This is a genomic window from Sphingomonas sp. Leaf25 (assembly GCF_001421635.1).
Lineage (GTDB): Bacteria > Pseudomonadota > Alphaproteobacteria > Sphingomonadales > Sphingomonadaceae > Sphingomonas.
Map to the genome: position 1 here is coordinate 177,200 of NZ_LMKU01000023.1, position 21,913 is coordinate 199,112.

At 69.0% G+C, this 21,913-nt stretch carries 12 protein-coding genes and 1 pseudogene; 5 read left to right on the forward strand and 8 right to left on the reverse strand.

From position 1 onward, the window contains the following. Positions 1-17: 17 nt before the first annotated feature. The 8 genes and pseudogenes from ASE78_RS08660 to ASE78_RS18655 form a co-directional block, all read right to left on the reverse strand. The gene (locus ASE78_RS08660) at positions 18-1,913 is read right to left on the reverse strand and encodes an alpha-L-fucosidase (RefSeq protein WP_056495781.1); all 1,896 of its coding nucleotides are present in this window, start codon (positions 1,911-1,913) and stop codon (positions 18-20) included. Further along, positions 1,910-4,219, reverse strand: coding sequence for a hypothetical protein (locus ASE78_RS08665; RefSeq protein ID WP_414886885.1), 2,310 nt, complete (start codon positions 4,217-4,219; stop codon positions 1,910-1,912). Before ASE78_RS08665 ends, ASE78_RS08660 begins: the two co-directional genes overlap by 4 nt. A gap of 35 nt (positions 4,220-4,254) precedes the next feature. After that, positions 4,255-6,546, reverse strand: coding sequence for a GH92 family glycosyl hydrolase (locus tag ASE78_RS08670; RefSeq protein ID WP_056495784.1), 2,292 nt, complete (start codon positions 6,544-6,546; stop codon positions 4,255-4,257). After that, positions 6,543-9,128, reverse strand: coding sequence for a glycoside hydrolase family 3 C-terminal domain-containing protein (locus tag ASE78_RS08675; protein WP_056495787.1), 2,586 nt, complete (start codon positions 9,126-9,128; stop codon positions 6,543-6,545). The genes ASE78_RS08670 and ASE78_RS08675 overlap by 4 nt, the downstream gene beginning before the upstream one ends. After that, positions 9,125-11,788, reverse strand: coding sequence for a beta-mannosidase (locus ASE78_RS08680; RefSeq protein ID WP_056496417.1), 2,664 nt, complete (start codon positions 11,786-11,788; stop codon positions 9,125-9,127). Before ASE78_RS08680 ends, ASE78_RS08675 begins: the two co-directional genes overlap by 4 nt. Before the next feature lie 131 nt (positions 11,789-11,919). Beyond that, a partial coding sequence (locus ASE78_RS19545; protein WP_235514938.1) for a TonB-dependent receptor occupies positions 11,920-13,529 on the reverse strand: 1,610 nt, incomplete at its 5' end. Positions 13,530-13,531: 2 nt separating this feature from the next. After that, positions 13,532-14,626, reverse strand: a pseudogene (locus tag ASE78_RS19550) (TonB-dependent receptor plug domain-containing protein); the annotation flags it as partial. Positions 14,627-14,819: 193 nt separating this feature from the next. Then, positions 14,820-14,972 carry a hypothetical protein gene (locus tag ASE78_RS18655; RefSeq protein WP_156351370.1) on the reverse strand — a complete coding sequence of 51 codons (153 nt, stop codon included), beginning with the start codon at positions 14,970-14,972 and terminating at the stop codon, positions 14,820-14,822. Between the two features lie 201 nt (positions 14,973-15,173). Between ASE78_RS18655 and ASE78_RS08690 the strand changes: the two genes are divergently transcribed. The 5 genes from ASE78_RS08690 to ASE78_RS08710 form a co-directional block, all read left to right on the forward strand. Then, positions 15,174-15,911 carry a GntR family transcriptional regulator gene (locus ASE78_RS08690; protein ID WP_055761552.1) on the forward strand — a complete coding sequence of 246 codons (738 nt, stop codon included), beginning with the start codon at positions 15,174-15,176 and terminating at the stop codon, positions 15,909-15,911. 35 nt (positions 15,912-15,946) lie between these two features. Then, positions 15,947-17,008: an SIS domain-containing protein gene (locus ASE78_RS08695; RefSeq protein WP_056495788.1), complete on the forward strand. Its 1,062-nt coding sequence runs from the start codon at positions 15,947-15,949 to the stop codon at positions 17,006-17,008. Next, complete coding sequence (nagA, locus tag ASE78_RS08700) at positions 17,005-18,132, forward strand: N-acetylglucosamine-6-phosphate deacetylase (protein ID WP_056495791.1); 1,128 nt, start codon at positions 17,005-17,007, stop codon at positions 18,130-18,132. The genes ASE78_RS08695 and nagA overlap by 4 nt, the downstream gene beginning before the upstream one ends. Positions 18,133-18,208: 76 nt before the next feature. Next, the gene (gene ptsP / locus ASE78_RS08705) at positions 18,209-20,716 is read left to right on the forward strand and encodes a phosphoenolpyruvate--protein phosphotransferase (RefSeq protein WP_056495794.1); all 2,508 of its coding nucleotides are present in this window, start codon (positions 18,209-18,211) and stop codon (positions 20,714-20,716) included. Next, positions 20,713-21,913 (forward strand): PTS transporter subunit EIIC (locus ASE78_RS08710; RefSeq protein WP_235514943.1); only part of this gene is annotated, 1,201 nt, incomplete at its 3' end. The genes ptsP and ASE78_RS08710, both read left to right, overlap by 4 nt.

Below are 21,913 nucleotides of genomic sequence, written 5' to 3' on the forward strand. Positions count from 1 at the left end.
ATCGCGGCGTTGCAGCCTTACCGGAACGCGCCGATCTCGGCGACGGCGATCGCCGGGGCGGGGACCGCCGGTTGCGGGAAGGCGAAGCGCAGGTAGCGCGCAGGCCGTGGGGTCGGGAAGGGCAGGCGCTGCGTCGCGCGGGCGTAGTTGATGTTCTGGAACTCGCCTTCGCCGCCCGGCATCCACGTCCGCCCGTCGACGCTGGTTTCGACGCGGTAGCGCATCGGCGGGGCGGCCTGCGGATCGATGTGGCGGGTGGGGGTGAGGGTGAAGCCGGCGAGCGTCTCCGAACGACCCATGTCGATCGTCAGGCTGGCGGGGGCCGGGCTGATCCATGCGGTGCGCGGGGAAGCGTCGAGGATCGCCGCGCCGCCGGGCGCGCTGGCGGCGGTCACGCGCCAGCCGGTGCGATCGACGATGCTCGGATCGTTGTTGCGCGCGGGCGGCAGGGTGGCGGGGGCGACCGAGCGGAACAGCGCGAATTCGCGCAGCGCCGGGCCGGCCTCGGCGGCGATGGTGCGGAAGCGGACGCGGCGCGGGGCGATCGGCGTGCCCAGGCGGATCAGGCGCTGCGGCCCGACCATGTCCTTTTCGGCGACCGTGGTCCACACGTCGCCACCGTCCGACACGTCGATCGCGAAGCGGGTGACGCGCAGGCCGAGCGGCAGCCATTCCTGCAACCGGATGGTGTCGAAGCTGCGGCCGGGCGGCAGGTCGAGCGTGACCGTCGCGTCCCTCGCATCGGCGGGCGCGAGCCAGAAGGTATCGAGCCGCCCGTCGTTGACGTTGCGCGCGCTCCCCCCGGCATCGGCGCTGGCGGTGACGACCGCGCCTGCCGCCAGATCGGTCGCGAAGGTCGCGCGGATCGCGTCGCCGAACGCGGTGAGGCTGGCGACGTCGCGGTCGGGAATGCGGCCGCGCCGGTCGGGCGGCAGGTTGAGGTGGAAGGTGGTGCCATGGCCGACCGACTGGTCGTACATCTCCATGATCTTCTGCGGCGTCTTGACCTGCGCATCCTCGTCGGCGTGGTAGAACCAGCCGGGCCGGATCGAGACGTTGGTTTCGGCCGGCCACCACAGGGGCGCGCCGCGCACGCCGGTGTTGCCCTCGCCCTGATCGTACGGATGGTCGGGCATCGTCGGCCAGCACGGGTCGGCGGCGTGGCCGTCCTCGTTCCCGACCCAGCGGATGTCGGCGCCCAGCGGATCGAAGGTGCAGGCGTCGGGTTGCAGGTCGTGGACCAGCTTCACGATCGAGGGCCAGTCGTAATAGGCCGGGGCGTCGATCCGCCGCGTCTCGCGCGCGCCGCCGTAATAGCCGTCGCCGCCGTTCGCGCCGTCGAACCACACCTCGAACAGCTTGCCATAGCGGGTGCAGAGTTCGGTCAGTTGCGCGCGGTAATAGGTGATGTAGGCGGGGGTGCCGTAATCAGCGCGGTTGCGGTCCCATGGGCTGAGGTACACGCCGAAATCGATCCCGCCGCGCGCGCATGCCGCCGCCAGTTCGCCGACGATGTCGCCCTTGCCCTGCTTGTAGGGCGAATTGCGGATGCAATGCTCGGTCAGCATCGTGGGCCACAGGCAGAAGCCGTCGTGGTGCTTGGCGGTGAGGATCAGGCCGGTCAGCGCCCCCGCCTTGGCCGCCGCGACGATCTGGTCGGGATCGAAGTCGGTCGGGTTGAACAGCTTGGGGTCCTCGTCGCCATAGCCCCATTCCTTGTCGGTGAAGGTGTTGATCGAGAAATGGATGAAGCCGTACTGGCGGCGATCATGCCATTTGAGCTGACGCGGCGACGGCGTTGCCCCCCATGGCGCGGGGAGCGGGCCGGCACCGCCGTTGGGACGGACCGGGCTGCACGCGGCGGCGCCGGCGATCAGGCTGCTGCCCATCAGGCTGCGGCGGGAAAGGGTCATTGCGGTGCTCCGAAAGCATGGGGTTCGAGGGGTTCGGGGATCAGCCAGGTCTGTGCGATCTGATGGCCGCGCCCGCCACCGCCGATGCCGGGCGGGCGGTGCCATTCGAGCGTGAGCGCGCCATCGGCGGTGAGCGCCTGCGGGATCGGCGTCTCGACGGTTTCGGGGTTGGCGGTACGGGCACGATAGGGGTGGAGTTCGGTGCCGTCGCCCATCAGCCGCATTGGCAGCGCATAGCCCTCGCCCGCCCAGCGCGCGACGAGGCGGTAGCGGCGGTTGCGCTCCAGCCCGGTGTAGCGCAGGCGGACCGGGGTTTCGTACAGTCCCTCGGCGTAGCTGAGGTCGGCCATGCGCCAGCCCTCGTCGGGGATATGGTCGGCGATACCGTCGATCGCGCTTTCCAGCGATTGCGGATCGGCGTCGAAACCCGGCCCCCGGACAAGATGCGGCTCGTTCAGGGGATCGCCGAGATCGTCGTACAGCGCCATGTCGCGGTTGCGCCACGGATCGCCGATCGCGTGGAGGCGGGCGGCGGCGTCGGGCCGGGACAGGGCGGCGGCGATACCGGCTTCAACGGCGGTGCGATCGTTCAGCGCAATATCGGCGCGGTCGAGGTTCGCGCCGCGTTCCCAGTGCGATGCGCCGTGGCGCACGACCGACAACTGCATCCGCGCACGCTGCCACAGCCGGTCGGCGATGGTGGTGAGGTCGGCGCGCAGCGGCGCAACGATGGCGGGTTCGCTGCGGGCATAGGCGAAGCGCGCGGCGACGGCGGCGGCCTCCGCACCGATGGCGGTGGCCTGTCGCAGCGTCCAGCGCGCCTCGCCCTCGCGCTCGCGCGCGGCGATCAAGCGGTGGCGGACCAGCGCGTCATAGGTCGCGCGGTAGCGATAGAGATCGATCCGCCAGTCGGCCCAGGCCGCCGGGCGGAGGCGTTCGACCAGCGTCAGCGTCGCGTCGATCCCGGCATTGGCGGCGGGATCGCCGCGCCAGTTGCCCTCCAGCGCCATCGGCACGGCGGCGAAACCCAAGTCGCCGACGAACATCCGCGCGTAGTCAGCGGCGATCTCGTTCGATGCGGTGGCGGGGTTCCAGCCGAGGCGGAACCACTGGGTCACGTTCCAGTCGTCGTTGACGCCTTCGCTATAGGTCACGAAGCCGCGGCTGCCGGGGCGGAGATACTGAAAGATGCGCTGCGTGGCGGCGGGGCGGGGGTTCACCGGCTCGCGCCCCTGCGTCAGCGCGAAGGCCGGGTGCCAGTCGGGAATCGGGAATTGCGCGTGCATGGTGTGCGCGGTGTCGGGATAGGTCTCAAGCGGATAGGCTTCGCCCACGCGCGCGACATGGGTGGCGAGGCTGTCGCGGGTCTGCGGACCGACGAACAGGCCCGACAGCCAGCGTGGACGTTTGGCCAGTTCGGCATGGAAGGCGTTGAGGCCGGCGGCGTCGAACCCCTGCGTCGAGAGCAGCAGTTCGGCCTTGGGGAAACGTCGGCGCAAGGATGTGGCGAGGCGTTCGCCGAGCGGGAACAGGTCGGCCGGCGCGGTGTGGCCGGGATCGCCGCCGGGGACATAGAGCGCGTCGAGCGCGGGCAGTTTCGCGAGCAGGATCGATAAGTCGGCTGCCTCGGCTTCGGCGTTGCCGGCCTTGGTATAGTCGCGCAGCGCCGGATAGAAGAGTGCCGTGTCCAGCCCGAGGCGGTGGGTGGCGGCGCTGAGCGCGATCAGCGTTTCGGTGGTGGGCAACGGTGAGAGCGGCGAGGTGGCGGCATCGTCGGACACCGGCGCCACGAACTGGATGCGGTTGGCGCCGAGCAGCGCGAAATCCTCGATCCGGCGGGTGAGCATGGGCAGGTCCCACGCATCATAGCTGTTGTTCTTGGCGCGGTAGCCTATCTGCGTGCCGCGTATCGTGGTCGCGGGCGCGTCGGTCAGGTGGGCGGGGGCGGTGAGCGTCAGGGCGTCGGTGTGGCGCAGCAGCCAGCCGGCGGCGTAGAGCCGCGCGCGGGTGGTCGCGGCGCGAATGGTGATGGCGGTCGGCGTGGTGTCGATCGTGAAGGCTTCGGCGGCTAGGCGCGCGGGGAGGAAGCGGATCGTCACCCCGCGCCCCCCGTCATTCCGGCGAAGGCCGGAATCCATTGTGTCGGGTGTTCCCTGCGCTTTCGCTGCCGTCCCCCCATCCATGGATTCCGGCCTGCGCCGGAATGACGGGGGGGTGGGACACACCGCCCCGCGCTCCGCCAGCCGTTCGCGTAGCACTTGCGCCGCCGGGTCGGTGCCCTCGACACAGGCAGCGTTCAGCGGCACCGTGACCGGCGCGGCGGCGAGGAGCAGCGCGGCGATCAACGCCGCCCCGGCCGGTCCCCGGGCGCGGACCCGAATGCCTTGTTGGGCGTCGCGCCCATGTCAAACGACAGCGTGCCGCCCTTCACCAGATCGGCATGCGCGATCCAGCTCTTGGTCCACGGCCGGCCGTTCCAGCGGACCGCCTGCACATAGGGCCGGTCGGGGGCGTTGCCGCGCGCCTCGACCACCAGCCGCCTGCCCCCGCCGACGCGCACCACGGCGCGGTCGAACAGCGGGCTGCCGAGGACGTACACGGCGCTGACCGGATCGACCGGATAGAAGCCCAGTGCCGAGAGCAGATACCATGCGCTCATCTGGCCGCAGTCGTCGTTGCCGATGATGCCGTCGGGGCGGTCGTGGTACATTTCGGTCAGCAGACGGCGGACCATGGCCTGCGTCTTCCACGGCGCGCCGCAATACGCATACATGTAGGCGACGTGGTGGCTCGGTTCGTTGCCATGGGCATATTGCCCGACCAGCCCCGAAATATCGGGCGGCGCGTCGGCGGGCAGTTCGGACGAGGCGCTGAACAGCCCGTCCAGTTTCGCCTCGAACGCGGCATCGCCGCCCATCGCCGCGATTAGGCCGGGGATGTCGTGCTGGTTCAGGAACGTCGCCTGCCAGCTATTGCTCTCGGTATAGTCGCGCCATTTTTTCGAATGGGCGATGCCGTTGGGGGCGAAGGGTTCGGCCCAGCGTCCATCGGCCAGGCGGGCACGGGCGAAACCGGTCTTCACGTCGAACACGTTGCGCCAGTTGCCCGACCGTTTGCGTAGCCGCGCCGCGCCGGCGGCATCGCCCGCCGCATCGGCGATGCACGCGCCGGCATAATCGTCATAGGCATATTCGAGCGTTTTCGACACGCTCTCGAAGATGCGGTCGGCCGGGGCATAGCCCAGCTCGTCATAGGGCTGCACGCCGATGCTGTTGTCGAGATTGGGGGTCGACCAGTCGAACGAGCGCTTCTTCACCCCGCCCCATGCGGCGGCATAGTCGCCGGGCACGCCCTTGGCGCGCGCCTCGGCCAGCACGGGGACGGCATGCCAGCCGATCATCGTGCCGGTTTCCACGCCCTGCAACGGCCAGACCGGCGGGCCGAACGGGCTCTGCTGCGTCTGGCGGATCAGGTCGCCGACGAACTCGCGGGTGCGCGCCGGGCGGATCAGCGTCTGCAACGGATGGAAGGCGCGATAGGTGTCCCACAGCGAATAGGCGCTGTACGCCGCCTCACCCTTCGGCACGCTATGCACCTGCCGGTCGAGCCCGATGTAGCGGCCGTCGACGTCGGAGAACAATGTCGGCCCGATCGAGGCGTGATAGAGTGCTGAAGACGCGACGGTGCGCTGCGCCTGCGTGCCGCCCTCGAAGGTCATCAGGTCCAGCTCGCGCGCCCATGCGGTGCGGGCGGCGCGGGCATAGCGATCGAAGTCCCAATGCTTCGCCTCGGCAGCGAGATTGGCCTTCGCGCCGTTCAGGTCGACGGTCGAAATGCCGGTGCGGATCACGATCGGGGCGCTGCCGGCGTCGGCATAATGCAGCACTGCCTTGACCCGGTTGCCCTTCACGCCCGTGCTGCCGGCGGGCGCGTCGCCGTCGCCGAAGAATTCGACGCGGTCGGGTTTGCGCGACAATTGCATCGCGAAGAAGATCCGCCGCCCCTTGGCCCAGCGGAACACGCGGCGGGTGCCGGTAATGCTGCCATCGGCCTCCAGCGTCAGCGCGGCATCGTCGATATAGGGGCGCTGGTTCGGCCCCTCCATCACCAGATGCGACATGTCGATCAGGATATGCGCGGGGCCGGCAGGGAAGCGATGCCGCTGGATGCCGGTGCGTTCGGTCACGGTCAGTTCGGCACGGACCCCGCTTTCGAGCGTGACGGCATAATAGCCGGGCTCGGCGACCTCGTTCGAGAAACGCTGGCGATAGCCCGCGTCGGGGTTGTCGCGCGGTCCGCCTTCCAGTCGCACCGGTCCGCGTGTCGGCACCACCAGCACGTCGAGCATGTCGCCGATGCCGGTGCCCGACAAATGGGTGTGGCTGAACCCGAGGATCGAGGTGTCGCTCTTGTGATAGCCCGAGCAGGTTTCCCAGCGCGTCGTGTCGGTATCGGGCGACAGTTGCACCATGCCGAACGGCATCGTCGCGCCGGGGAAGGTATGGCCGTCGCCGCCGGTGCCGATGAACAGGTCGGGCCGGGTGCGGGCGGCCACGCCGACCGCGGGGAGCGATGCCGAGACGGCAAGGCCGGCGCTGCTGCCGAGCAGCGTTCGCCGCGAGAGCATCGTCATTTGGGCAGCTCCTGCGTGCCGGTGATGGTGAACGTCACTTCCTGTCCCGGCGTCGCGCCGGGCTGGCCGCCGCCGACGAACAGGCGATATTGCCCCGGCCGCACCGCGCGCTTGCCGTCGAGCGCGACGGTGCTGAGCAGGCGCGGGTCGAGGGTGAAGGTCACGGTCTTCGCCTCGCCCGGTTTTAGCGCGACGCGCTGAAAGCCGACGAGGCTGTGGCGCAGCACCGGATCGTTCCACGCGCCGATGCGGTTGAGCGCGTCGGGTGCGATCAGATAGGCTTGCGCCACTTCCTCGCCCGCGCGCTTGCCGGTGTTGGCGAGGCGCGCGGTTACGGTGAGCGACTGGCCGGCGGCGAGCGTGGCGGGGGCCTTCGCATCGCTATAGCCATAGCTGGTGTAGCTCCGGCCGAAGCCGAAGCCCCACATCGGCGTGCCATCGAAATAGCGGTAGGTCCGCCCCTTCATATTGTAATCGACGAAGGCGGGCAGGTCGCTCGTCTTCGCATAGAAGGTGACGGGCAGGCGGCCCGACGGGTTGGTCGTCCCGTCGAGCACGTCGGCGATCGCGGTGCCGCCGACCTCGCCCGGATACCAGCCGGCGACGATCGCGTCGGCGTGTTGCTTGGCCCATTCGAGCGCGACCGCGCTGCCCGACAGCAGCACGACGACCAGCGGCTTGCCCGTCGCCTTGACCGCTTCGAGCAGCGCGGTCTGCGTCGGCGGCAGCGCGATGTCGGTGCGGTCGCCGCCGGAGAAGCCGGCGACTTCGAGGCGCAGCGCCTCGCCCTCGACCGCCGGCGACAGGCCGACGAAGGCGACGACGGCATCGGCCGATTGTGCCGCCGCGACTGCCTGCGCGCGTTGCGCCTCGGCAGGGGCGACCCACGTCAGGCGGATGCTGTCGTCGGTGCCGGCGTGGGTGAGGTCGAGGCGGAACGGCTTTGGCGCGGTATCGGTGAAGTCGAGCGTCGCCTCCATCCGTTCGGACTTGCTGTCGTTGGCGGCACCTTCGACCGCTGCGCCGGTAGCGGCGCTGGTCAGCACGTCGCGCCCGTCGATCCACAGCTTCACGCTGTCACGCCCGGTACATTTGTCCCAGCAGCGGTTGATGTCGATCCTGAGCGTGTAGCGCCCCGGCCCCGGCGGGGTGAGGCTGCCCGCCCAGCGCACCCCGTAGCGATCGACCGGCAGCGCCGCGAGCGGGCTGGTGCGCCGCCAGTTGAAGTCGATCGTGCGGTCGGTGCGGGTCGCCACGGGCATGCCGGTCATCGCCGGATCGGCGAAATATTCCCCCTTCAGCCCCGCGCCGAACGCGGTCTGGGGTACGGGGAGCGGTACGCCGTCGGCCAGCGTCGCGCCTTGGGCATAGCTGACGGCGAAGCGCTGCTGCATGCCGGTGAGCGGCGTGACCGGATCGGCCGGGGTACCGTTGTAATTGCCCTCCAGCACGTCGAGGCTGTCGGCGTTGGGGCCGATCACCGCGATCCGCGCACCGCGTTTCAGCGGCAGGACGCCATTGTTTTCGAGCAGGACGATCGACTTGCGCGCCGCCTCCAGCGCCAGCGCGCGGTTGGCCGGGGTGTGGAGCGCCGAGGCCGGAATCGAGTCCCAGCGGCTCTTGGCGCCGAAGGCGTCGCCCAGCCGCTTGCGCGCCTCGAACGTGCGGGTAAGCGCGCGGTCGATGATCGCCTGTGTCGTGAGGCCGCGTTCGAGCGCCTTGGGCAGCGCGGCATAGGCGCTGCCGCAATTGAGGTCCATGCCGGCGTTGAGCGCGGCGGCGGAGCCGGCGGCGTTGTCGAGGGTATAGCGCTGATAATGGGCGATGTTGCCGATCGCGTCGCAGTCCGACACGACGAGGCCGGTGAAGCCCCAGTCGCCGCGCAACCGGTCGTTCAGCAGCCAGTCGGCGGCGCAGACCGGCACGCCATGGACGCCGTTATAGGCGCACATCACCGACTGCGCCTGCCCTTCCGTGATCGCGCGGCGGAACGCGGGGAGGTAGGTCGCCTCCATGTCATAGGGCGCGGTTTGCACGCTGAAGGCGTCGCGGCCGGCTTCGGGGCCGCTGTGCGCGACCAAATGCTTGGGCGTGGCGACGACGCGCGGCTGGAGCGGGTCCGGCCCCTGCAACCCGCGCACATAGCCGACCGCGAGGCCGCCGGTCAGCACCGGGTCCTCGCCATAGGTTTCCATGCCGCGACCCCAGCGCGGATCGCGGAAGATGTTGATGTTGGGCGACCAGATCGTCAGCCCCTCGTAGCGCCGGCGGTTCTTGCCGGGCAGGGCATTATATTTGGCGCGGGCCTCGGTCGACACGACGGTGCCGATCCGCTCCATCAGCGGCGCGTCCCATGTCGCCGCCAGCCCGATCGCCTGCGGGAACACCGTCGCCACGCCGTTGCGCGCCAGACCGTGCAGCGCCTCGTTCCAATAGTCGTAGGCCGGGAGGACGTCGCCCTGCGCGGGGGCGCTGCTTTGCAGTTGCGCGGCCTTTTCCGCGGGGGTCATCGCCGCGATGGTCGCGGCGATCTGCGGGTCGGGTTCCGCGGCACCGGCGAGGAGCGCGAGGAGGATCGTCATTTCGCTTTCTCCGCGCCCAGCGTTCGCAGCCGCAGCGCTCGTTTCAGGCTGGCGGTCGATGCCTTGCCGGTGATGGTGACGGTAACGCTTTCGCCGGGCAGCAGGTCGAGGAAATTGTCCGACGCCTGTACCGGCAGCGTCCCGAAGTCGATCCACAGCGCGCGCGCCAGCCGGGTGGCGGTGATGGTGAGGCTCGGGCGGCCCTCCGCGCTCGACCAGCGGGTGACGAAGCCCGGATCGGGCAGCGCCATCGCCTTTTCGGGCAGTGCCGAGACGAGGCTGCGCGAGGCGACCCGGCCGTCGATCACCAGTTCGGCGACCGCGAAGGCGGTGCGACGGTCGGCGGTGCCGAACAGGTCGGCATCGGTGAAGGTGCCGACCCCGGTCGCCGACAGCGGGGCGAGCGACACCGCATTCTCACGCCGCGCCAGTTCGCGGCCGGTGACGTCGATGGTGCGCACGATCCAGCGCGCCGCGACCGGCTGCGTCGCGTCGGAGATCAGCGAGACGCTGGTGCTGCCGCTCTCCTTGCGCGCCGCCGCGATGGCGACGGGGGCGAAGAACCGCCGCGCGGCGAAGTGCAGCGCCTTCCACCGGCCGTAATAATCGATGCTCGACCATGACGCGCCGGGCCACACGTCGTTCAACTGCCAGTAGAGCGAGCCCGTCGTGACCGGGCGGCAGGCGCGGTGGTGGAGCGCGCCCAACTGGATGCCGTCGGCCTGCATCACCTGGCTCAAGTACACGAAGTCGGCGAAGTCGCGCGGCTCCCGGTAGCGCATGCGGATATAGTCGAGCAGCCGGCCCTGACCCTCGCCCTTCAGGAACTTCTGGTGCGCCTTCATGACCGGCGATTCGATCGCGTAATCTTTCGGTTTCGCGAAGCGGGCAATCGTCGCCATGTCGGGCATCGCCTGCAGCCCGTATTCGGACATGAAGCGCGGGCAGCTATCGAGATAGGCGGTCGCGGGCTTCTTGCCGCCCCATACGTCCCAGTAATGGCGGTCGCCGTCGCCGTCCTGATCGGGCTTGCCGTCGTAATTGCTGCTGGGGCTGCCGGGCCAATAGGGCACGTCGGCGTCGCGTCGCTCGGCGGCGTCGCGCAGCACCTGGTTGAACAGGATCGCCATGCCGACGCCGACGCGCTCGCGCTCCTCTGCTCCCACCCGCGCCTTGAACGCGGTGCGGTCGCTCCACGTCTCCCAGCCCGACAGGACTTCGTTGTTGCCCGACCACAGCGCGATCGAGGGATGCGCCTGCACCCGGTCGACCTGTTCCTCCGCCTCGATCCGCACGGTTTCGCGGAAGTCGCGGTCGTAGGGCGTGACCGCGCCGCCGAACATGAAGTCGGACCAGATCATCAGCCCCAGCGCATCGGCCGCATCGAAGAAGCTGTCGGGCAGATACATGCCCCCGCCCCAGATGCGGATCATGTTCATGTTGGCGGCCTTCGCATCCGCCAGAATCGACCGCATCCGTGCGTCGGTGACGCCCGGGCCGAAGCTGTCGAACGGGATCAGGTTCGCGCCCTTGGCGAACATCGGGATGCCGTTGACCTTCAACAGAAAACCGCGCCCGATGGCGTCCTTCTCGCGGACCAGCTCGACGGTACGGATGCCGGTGCTTCGCTGCTGGCGGTCGACAATCTCGCCGTCGAGGCTGACGTCGGTGGTGACGGTGTAGAGCGGCTGCGCGCCATAGCCCGCGGGATACCAGAGCTGCGGATCGGCGATGGCGAGCGGCACCGCGACGCGGTTCTCGCCGGCGGCGACCTGTACCGTGCGGCTGGCGCGGACGGGTGTGCCGCCGGGGCCGGTCACGGTCGCGTCGACCTGTACGGTCGCGGCGCGATCGGCGACGATCAGCACTTCGACGGTCAGGCGTGCTTCGCCGGGGGTGACGGCTTCCTGCTGGACGCGCAGCGTCTCGATCTGGGCGTCGTCCCATGCGTCGACCTTGACTGCGCCATTGGGGCCGACGTTGAGGATGCGCGGACCCCAGTCCCAGCCGTAATGATATTTGGGCTTGCGGATATAGGGCGAGGTTTGCCGCCCTTCGGGTTCGTCGCCGGCGGTCGAATCATATTCGCCGGGCAGCGGATTGGCGATGCCCGCCACCACCGGTTTCAGCACGCCGAGCGGTGACTTGAACGCGATGCGAATCTCGTTCGCGCCGGCGCGCAGCAATGGCTTGGCATCGGCGCGCCAGCGGCGATGGGCGTTGTCGGCGGCGAGCAGCTTCGTGCCGTTGACGAAGACCTCGGCAAAGGTGTCGAGCCCGTCGAACACGAGGTCGACATGGCCCCGTGCCAGAAGCGCCGGGGAAGCGTTCAGCACCCCGCGATAGTCCCAGTCGCTGCGTCCGACCCACTGGATCGTCGCTTCGTTCAGGCCGACGAACGGGTCGGGGGTGATCCGTGCCGCGATCAGATCGGTCTGGACATAGCCCGGCACCGTGGCGGGGAGCCAGCGCGCGGCCTTCGGATGATCCTTTGCCGCCGCATCGCCGGGGGCGAGGCGGACCTGCCAGCCGCGCTCGAGCGGGATCGTCTGGCGCGGGGCGGCGACGAGCGCGGCGGGGGCGACGGCGAGCAGCAGGGCGATCGTGCGCCCCGTCGTCCTGCGCCGATGGGTCGAGGGCTCAAGGACACGCTGGCTCACGCGGATACTCTCCATGGGGCGGTCCGAATCGACCGGCCGTCACGTTCTAAAACAAAAACGGCCCCGGCAAAGCCGGGGCCGCGTACCCCCGGGAGCATCGCCGATGCTCCCGGATCGTTCAGCCCCGCAGGTTACATGCGGAACGTGGCGCTGAGCGAGAACACCCGGCCGTTCTTGTAGATCGACGTGGGGGCATCGGGCGTGCTGCTGTACTGATAGTAGGTTTCGTCGAGCAGGTTCGATGCCGCCGCCGTGATGCCGATCCCGTCGGTCACGGCATAGCTGATCTGCGCGTCGAGCTGGCGATAGCGATCGGTATAGTCCGAGCTTGCCTGACGACCGAAGCGGTAGAAATACTTCGACCGGCGGTTGTAGCTGACGCGCGCCTGGAACGGACCTTCCTCGAAATACGGCACGATCGTGAAGGTGTGCCGCGACAGGAAGGGCAGGCCGTTGGCGAACGGGGTTTCCGCATCGGCAAAGGTGTAGCTGCCCTGCACGCCGAAGCCATAGGCGATGTTGGTGTTGCCCGACAGCGAGAAGCCCGTGACCGATGCCTTGCCGCCGTTGACGGGACGGGTGATGGCATACACGCCGCTGCGGCCCGTGGCGGTGTTCGTGAACTCGACACCCTCATCCACCGCATTGCCGACATAGTTGGAAATGTCGCGGTAGAAGAATTCGGCGGCGAGGAAGCTGGCCGGAGCGAAATACCATTCGGCCGACAGGCCATAGTTGGTCGCCGCATAGGGCTTCAGGTCGGGGTTGCCGCCGCTGCCGGTGCCGTTGGCACGACCGTCGGTGCCGACGAACGTGTCGGTCAGCGAAACCGAACCGGCCAGATCGCCGTACCGAGCGCGGGCGATCACCTTGGCGGCGGAGGCACGCAGCGTTACTTCGTCGCTGGCGGTGTAGATCAGGTTCGCGGCGGGCAGGAACCGGGTTTCGTCGCTGTTCACGCGGGTCGGCGCGGTGCGGCCGCCGCTCGAGATGAAGAAGCTCGATTCGTCGCGGGTGTTGACCAGCCGTCCGCCGACGTTCCCGCGGAACTGGCCCAGTTCGAAATTGGCCTGAACGTATCCGGCGGCGATTTTTTCACGGACCCGCCAGTATTCGCTGGTCGACAGACCGCGATCGGCCGTGAAATTGCCGTACTTCGTCAGCGCGGCGAGAATGCCGTCCTTGTCCAGCGTGGCATAGGGCGTGCCGTTCCCCGAGGTGCCGAGGCCGTTGTACAGGTTCTTGTCCTGCACATAGAAGTCGAGATCGGCCAGCGTGTAGTTCTGGTTGGTGTAGACGGCGTTGCTGTAGGTCGTGTTGCCGTTCAGGTGCGACGCATAGCGGCCACCGAACAGGATCGCCTTAATCGGGCCGAATTCGACATCGCGCTTGACGTTCACTTCACCGAAGATCTCGCTGTCGGTGGTGAAGCCCGACTGGAGCGGGATGCCGCCGATCTGGCGACCGAAGAAGCGGCGGCCATCGGGAGCGGTGATGTTCTCGCCGCCGTTGGCGGTGAAGTTGCTCAGCCACTTGGTCGGGTCGCTCGCCGGCGAGTTCCAGTTGACCTGCGTGTTGCGGCCGTTCGCGCCGGCGGTGAAGCCCTGCTGCGTACGGAAGTCGAGCAGATATTCGGGGTCCTTGCCGCCGGTCGCGCGGGTGGCGCCGACGTTGCCGGTGATGCTCCACTCGCCCGGCGTCCAGTCGACCAGCAGCGAGACCGAGTCGTTCTTGAGGCGGGNNCGCCGAATCGACGATGCCCGGCTGGCCGTTCTGCCCGGGAACGAAGGTTGCCGCGGTCATCCGCGATCCTTCGAAGCCATAGGTATATTCGGAGTTCGACACGTTGTCGTAATTGCCGCGGATGACCAGCGCGGTGCCGGTGACGGTCAGATCGTCGGTCGGCTTGGCCTGGATCGCGCCGCTGAAGCTGATGCGCTCGCGCTCCTGCTTGAAGAATTCGCGGGCGAGGAACGAGGCATAGCGCGACGCGCTGAACGCCGAGATCGTCGCCGCGTTCGGGCGCGAACCGTTGATCGTGGCACCGCTGGCAACCGTGCCGTTCGGGCCGGCATAGATGATGTTGCCGTTCGCGTCCTTGGGATAGCTTTCGAGCAGCGCGGCACCGGTGCGATACCAGTAGCTGGCGACGCCGGCACGGCTCAACTGTTCCTTGTCGTAGCTGATCGAGCCGAGGAAGCCGATCGTCTCGTCGGCGTTCTTCCAGCTATACAGCGCCGAACCACGGAAGCTGCCGCGCTTTGCCCGGTCGTTGTATTCGCCGCCGGCGGTCGCCGCGATCGTGCCCGACTTCAGGTCAAGCGGCTTGCGCGTCACGATGTCGACGGTGCCGCCGATGGCGCCTTCCTGCAGCCGTGCCTCGGGCGTCTTGTAGAGCACCGCCTGGCTGATGATCGTGGGCGACAGCAGCGAATAGTTGAAGCTGCGGCTCGACCGGTCGGACGGGTTGCCGCCCCAGTCGGCCGAGGCGACCGAGTGGCCGTCGATCGTGACGCGGTTGAGCGCGGGTTCGGTGCCGGCGATCGAGAGCTGCTCGCCTTCGCCGAACTGGCGGTCGACGGTGACGCCGGGCAGGCGGGCGAGCGAATCGGCGATGTTGCTGTCGGGCAGCTTGCCGACGTCTTCGGCCGAGATGACGTCGACGATCGAGTCGGCGTTACGCTTGGTCGCGATCGAGTCCGCGATCGACTTGCGGATGCCGGTGACGGTGATGAGATCGTCGTCACCCGCCGTGGTCGGCGCGGTCTGCGCCATGGCTGGCGCGGCCAGCGCGACGAGCGCGGTGGTGGCGAGATATGCGTAACGCGAGAAAGCCATGGACCCGATCCCCTTTGCAATGTCCGGGCGCGGTAATGCGCCCCCCCGAATGGCCGCGACGATGCGGCAACGCTTGCGCAACACGACAATTGGCCAAGCATTGGTTCCATATTGGTCCCATGTCGGCTCTTTTTGGTCGATCAGAGTGTGACCAATTTAGATCATAAAATCTACATAAAAATGAAAACCTACATCACTGGTGAGAAATTTGTTCGTGATCGATGCGACGGAGTTTGGTTTTCGTGCCGTAAGTGCCGCATTGGCGCAGCGAAATTTCAACGGGCCGATGAGGGGCGCTGGTGGTGAAATGCACCGGAAACGTGCGGACGGCGGTGTTCTGATCCATTGGTATGAGGGGGTATGGCCGGGGGAGCGGTGTCATGCCGGGCGAAGTGTCGACACCGGGCAGTCGCGATAGGATGCCGCAGGGACGAAGCAGGCCAAAAAACCGAATTGCCCAATACCAAAAACATACCTATGCGTATCGGTTGTGAATATCCAAGCCACCCCCTACGCTGCGCGGCAGATGGTTTCGAAGGGCGTCGGCATGAGTTTCTATGAGCGGGTGGGGCGGCTGCGCGATGACGCGCACGCCCCGCTCTATGTTCAGCTCCAGCAACTGGTTCGTACCGCGATCGAACGAAAGGTGTTGGTGCAGGACGATGTGATCCCGCCCGAACGCGAGCTGGCCGCCGAATATGACGTGTCACGCATCACCGTGCGCAAGGCGATCGAGGGGCTGGCCAACGAAGGACTGGTCGTGCGGCGGCGCGGGGCGGGCACCTTCGTCGCGGCGCGGGTCGAGAAGAGCTTTTCCAAGCTGTCGTCCTTTTCGGAGGACATGATGGCGCGCGGGCGCGTGCCCGCCAGCGAATGGGTATCGAAGTCGGCGGGGCTGGTAACGCCCGAGGAATCGATGTCGCTCGGCCTGTCGCCCGGCACGCCGGTCTATCGCTTCCAGCGGATGCGCTATGCCGACGACGTGCCGATGGCGGTCGAATATGCGACGATCGCGGGGCATTGCCTGCCCTCGGTCGATGCGGTGGGCGATTCGCTCTATGCCGCGCTGGAGGCGGCGGGATGCCGGCCGGTGCGCGCGCTGCAACGGCTGCGCGCGATGGCCTTTCCCGCCGAACAGGCGCGGCGGCTGGGCGTCGAGACCGGCCATGCCGGGCTGTTCATCGAACGTCGCGGCTTTCTGGCCGATGGCGACACGGTCGAGTTCACCCAGTCCTATTATCGTGGCGACGCCTATGACGTGGTCGCCGAACTGAACGCGAGCTGATCCGGGCAGTCCGGGTCAGTGCATCGAGGGGGTATATGACGTCCATCCTGTCGGCCGACCCGGCCCAGACCGCTGCCCATGAACCGACCGCGATGCACCGCGAGGCGGCCGAGGGGGGGCAGGCGGTCGCCCGCTTCCTGGCGCGCAACGCGCAGGCATTGGCCGATCTGGGGGCGCAGTTGCGCGCCGATCCGCCGGCGCTGGTCGTCACCTGCGCGCGCGGATCGTCGGACCATGCCGCGACCTATGGCAAATATCTGATCGAGACGCTGTGCGGCGTGCCGGTCGCCAGCGCCGCGCCGTCGGTCGCGTCGGTCTATGCGACGCGGATGGAGCGGATGAACGCGCTGGTGATCGCGGTGTCGCAATCGGGCCGCAGCCCCGACCTGCTGCGCACCGTCGAAAGCTACAAGGCGGCCGGCGCGCGGGTCGTGGCGCTGGTGAACGTCGAGGACGCGCCGCTCGCTGCGCTGGCCGATGTCGTGCTCCCGCTGTCGGCCGGCGCGGAAACGTCGGTCGCGGCGACCAAGTCGTTCATCGCGTCGCTCGCCGGGCTGGCGGCGGTCGCGGCGCACTGGAGCGAGGACCGGGCGCTGCTCGACGCGCTGGATGCCGCGCCGGCGCAACTGGAGCAGGCGTTCGCGCTCGACTGGAGCGCGGTCGTCGATACGCTGGTGGCGGCGCGCAACCTGTTCGTGATCGGGCGAGGCTACAGCTTCGGCATCGCGCAGGAAGCGGCGCTCAAGATGAAGGAAACGTCGGCACTGCATGCCGAGGCGTTCAGCAGCGCCGAGGTGCGCCACGGGCCGATGGCGATCATCGACGACGGCTTTCCGTTGCTGGGCTTCGCGACGTCGGACGAGGCGGGCGACGACGTACGCGCGGCGGCGGCGGAGTTCGCCGGGCGGGGGGCTGCGGTGCATCTGGCCGATGCGGCGAGCGACGACAGCCATCCGCCCGTATTGCGCAGCCATCCCGCGATCGAACCGATCCTGATGATCCAGAGCTTCTATCGCATGATCGAAACCGTGTCGCGCCGCCGGGGCCTGAACCCCGACGCGCCGCCGCACCTGCGCAAAGTGACCGAAACCCGATGAGCGGCTTCGTTTTTCACGGCGGGCGCGTGCTCGCCGAAGGCTGCGACGGTGCATCGTGCGCGTTCCGGGTCGAGGACGGGCGGATCGCCGACTTCCATGTCGATGGCGCGGCCGAGACGATCGACCTGGGCGGCGGCTGGCTGGTGCCCGGTTTCGTCGATACGCAGGTGAACGGGGGCGGGGGCGTGTTGTTCAACGACACGCCGAGTGTCGAAGGGATCGCCGCGATCGGCGCGGCGCATGCGCGCTATGGCACCACCGCGTTCCTGCCCACGCTCATCAGCGACCGGCTGGACGTCGTCGCGACCGCGCTGGATGCGGTGGATGCGGCGATCGAACAGGGGGTGCCCGGCGTCGTCGGCATCCATGTCGAGGGGCCGTTCCTGAACCCGGTGCGCAAGGGCATCCACGATGCGGCGCATTTCCGCGCGCTGGACGATGCGGCGATCGAGTTGCTGACCCGCCCGCGCAAGGGTGTGGTGATGGTGACGCTGGCCCCCGAACGCAACGACACGGCGGCGATCGGGCGGCTGGTCGCGGCCGGGGTGATCGTCAGCATCGGCCATAGCGACGCGACCTATGAACAGGCGCGCGCCGCGATCGATGCGGGTGCGCGCGGCGTCACCCACCTCTACAATGCCATGTCGCCGCTTCGGCACCGCGATCCGGGCGTCGTCGGCGCGGTGCTGGAGGACCGGAGCGTCTATGCCGGGCTGATCGTCGATGGCGCGCATCTCCACCCCGCCGCGATCCGCGTGGCGCTGGCGGCGCGGCCGCACGACCGGTTCATGCTGGTGACGGACGCGATGCCGACCGTGGGGGCCGATACCAAGGAATTCGTGCTGAACGGCTGGCCGATCCATGTCGAGAACGGCGTGTGCGTCGGCCCCGACGGGACGCTGGCCGGCTGCGATCTCGACATGGCGCAGGCGGTGGCCAACACCCATGCGCTGGGTGTCGATCTGGTCGACGCGGTGGCGATGGCATCGGCCAACCCCGCCGCGTTCCTGCGCCTGTCGCACCGGATCGGCAGCCTGATCGTCGGCGGCAATGCCGATTTCGTGTGGCTGGCACCCGACCTGACCGTGCGCGGCACCTGGATCGGTGGCGTCCGCGTCTTCTGACCGGCGGTAGCGCCGGAACATCGTCAACGGGCAGCGACCGACCGGGGGGTGGGTCCACCCAAGCAAGAGGCCGCCCATGACCGCCATCCGCCTGACCGCGCCCCTGAAGGGCTGGGCCTGTTCGCTGGACGAGGTGCCCGATGCGGTGTTCGCCGGGCGCATGCTGGGCGACGGCATCGCGATCGATCCCGTCGGCACCAGCCTGCACGCGCCGTGCGACGGCGAGGTGCTGACGCTCCATTCCGGCGGCCATGCGATCACGTTGCGTGGGGTAGGCGGGGTCGAGCTGTTGATGCACATCGGCATCGACACGGTGCAACTGGGCGGCGCGCCGTTCACCGCGCGCGTCGCGCCGGGTGAGCGGGTGACACAGGGGCAGGTGCTGATCGAGTTCGATCTCGACGCGATCGTGTGCGCCGCGCCGTCGGTCGTCACCCCGATCCTCGTCACCAATGGCGATGCGTTCCGCATCGTCGCGCACGGCGGCGGGCGGATGGTGGAACCCGGCGACGTGGTGCTGACGCTGGAGCCGGTCGCGGCGCGCGAGGCGGTGGCGGAGACGGGCGGCGAACGGGTGTCCGCCGAGGTCCGCGTACCGATGGCGCATGGCATCCATGCCCGGCCCGCCGCGCGGATCGGTGACGTCGCCAAGGGGTTTTCGGCGACGAGCTGGCTGGTGAAGGGCGGCGCGCAGGCGACGACGCGCGGCGCGGTCGGGCTGCTCGGCCTCGGCATCCGGCATGGCGACGTGATCGAGGTCCGCGCGAGCGGCGCGGACGCGGCGCAGGCGGTCGCGGCGCTGGTCGCGCTGATCGAGGGCGGCATGGGCGAGGCGACGGCGCCCGACGCACCGCCGCCGGCACCGATCGCGCCCGCCCCGGCAGGATTGCGCGACCTGCCCGCCGGGCAGCTTGGCGGTACGCTGGCGGCGGCGGGCTATGCGATCGGCACCGCGCGCTGGCTGCGCGTCGCCGAGATCGAGGTGCCGGTCGACGGGCAGGGCATTGAGGTGGAGGCGCAGCGGCTCGAACGCGCATTGGGCGCGGTGCGGGCGCGACTGGCGGCGGCACCGGGGACCGGGGCGGGGGCGGCGATCCGCGCGGCGCATATCGCGTTCCTGGACGACGACGACCTGCGCGCCGAAGCCGATCGCGGGATCGTCGGCGGACAGGATGCGGGCCATGCGTGGCGTGGCGCGACGCGGGCACAGGCGATGGTGCTGAAAGGGCTGGGCGATTCCCGGCTGGCCGAGCGGGCCGACGATCTGCTCGACCTCGAACGGCAGGTGCTGGCCGAACTGACCGGTGCGGAGACAGCGGCGCTGGCGTTCGCGCCGGGCACGATCCTGCTCGCCGACGATCTGCTGCCATCGCAGGTGATGGCGCTCGATCCCGCCGCGGTCGTCGGCCTGGCGATCGAGCGCGGCGGGCCGACCTCGCACGTCGCGATCCTTGCCGGGACGATGGGGCTGCCCGCGCTGGTCGCGATCGGCGCGCCGTTGCAGGACGTCGCGGACGGAACGACGTTGATCCTCGATGCCGATGGCGGCGTGGTCCATGTCGATCCGCCCGAGGCGGTGCTGGCCGAGGCCCGCGCCATTGCCGGGCGGCGTGCCGATGCGGCGGCGGCGGCGCTGGCAGCGGCGGGCGAGGCGTGCCGCACCGCCGACGGCGTGCGGATCGAGGCGTTCGCGAATCTCGGCTCGGTCGAGGACGCACGGATCGCGGTGGCGAACGGCGCGGAAGGATCGGGGCTGCTGCGCACCGAATTCCTGTTCCTCGAACGCGACACCGCGCCCGACGCGACCGAACAGGCGGCGCTGTACGGCGAGATCGCCGGGGTGCTCGAAGGGCGACCGCTGATCGTGCGGCTGCTCGACGTCGGTGGCGACAAGCCCGCCCCCTATCTGCCGATCGCGCCGGAGGAGAATCCGGCGCTGGGGCTGCGCGGCATCCGCGTCGCGCTGGCGATGCCCAAGATCCTCGAGGCGCAGTTGCGTGGCATTCTGTCGGTCCGGCCGGTCGGGCAATGCCGGATCATGATCCCGATGGTGGCGAGCGTCGCCGAGATCGTCGCGGTCCGCGCGGTCGTCGACCGGTTGCGCGGCGAGATGGGCATCGCCGAACGGGTCGAGGTCGGCATCATGGTCGAGACGCCGGCGGCGGCGGTGACGGCGGGGACGCTGGCGGCGCACGCCGATTTCCTGTCGATCGGCACCAACGACCTTACCCAATATGCGCTGGCGATGGATCGCGGCAACCCGGCGGTCGCCGCCGGGATCGACGGGCTGCATCCCGCCGTGTTGCAGTTGATCGCGCACACCGCGCAAGGCGCGGCGCGCCATGGCCGGTGGGTCGGGGTGTGCGGTGGCCTTGCGTCCGACGGCCTAGCGGTGCCGTTGCTGATTGGCCTCGGCATCACCGAATTGTCGGCGGCGCCGCGCTTCGTTCCCGAACTCAAGGCGCTGGTGCGCACCCTGTCGATCGATCGCTGCCACGCGCTGGCAACCCGCGCCCTTGCCGCCGCATCGGCGGGCGAGGTGCGCGCGATGGTTCGTGATTTCCTGAAGGAGCAAGCCGCATGAGGTCGATGATCGAACTGCTCCAGCCGATCGGCCGGGCATTGATGCTGCCGATCGCGGTGTTGCCGGTGGCCGGGCTGCTGCTGCGGCTGGGCCAGCCCGACCTGCTCGACATCGGCCTGCTGGCGGCGGCGGGCGATGCGCTGTTCGCCAATCTGGGGCTGTTGTTCGCGATCGGCGTGGCATGCGGCATCGCCCGCGACGGCAATGGCGCGGCGTGTCTTGCCGGGGTGGTCTGCTATCTGGTCGTCAAGAACGGTGGTCCGGTGTTCCTGACCGTGCCGGCCGAGGTGACGAAGGGGTTCGAGGAGGGCATCGCCGCGACACTGTCCGCCGCGTGGAAGGCCAAGGCGTTCGCCAAGCTCGACGTGCCGATCGGTATCGTCTCCGGCCTGATCGGCGGCAGCTTCTACAACCGGTTCGCCACGATCAAGGTGCCCGAATATCTCGCCTTCTTCGGCGGGCGGCGCTTTGTGCCGATCGTCAGCGGGCTGGCCGGCATCGCCATCGCCGCGATCGTGGGGCTGAGCTTCGGCGGGATCAGCACCGGGCTCGACCTGACCAGCCGTGGGCTGGTGGCGTCGGGAAGCTTCGGGCTGTTCGGCTTCGGCCTGCTCAACCGGTTGCTGCTCGTCACCGGGCTGCACCACATCCTGAACAACGTCGCGTGGTTCGTGCTGGGCGATTTCGAGGGGACGACGGGCGATCTGCGGCGCTTCTTCGCCGGCGATCCGAATGCGGGCGCGTTCATGGCCGGGTTCTTCCCGGTGATGATGTTCGGCCTGCCCGCCGCGTGCCTTGCCATGTATCGATCGGCACTGCCCGAGCGGCGCAAGGCGGTGGGCGGCATGTTGCTCAGCCTCGCGCTCACCAGCTTCCTGACCGGTGTTACCGAACCGATCGAATTCTCGTTCATGTTCCTCGCCCCCGTCCTCTACGGGGTCCATGCGGTGCTGACCGGGCTGTCGATGGCGGTGATGAACTGGCTGGGGGTGAAGCTCGGCTTCGGCTTTTCGGCCGGGTTGTTCGATTATGTGCTGAACTATGGCAAGGCGACGAAGCCGCTGCTGCTGCTTCCGGTCGGCCTTGCCTATTTCGCGCTCTATTACGGCGTGTTCCGCTTCTTCATCGTCCGCTTCGATCTCAAGACGCCGGGGCGCGATGCGGGCGCGCCGGTCGCCGGACCGGCGGCGGGCGGGG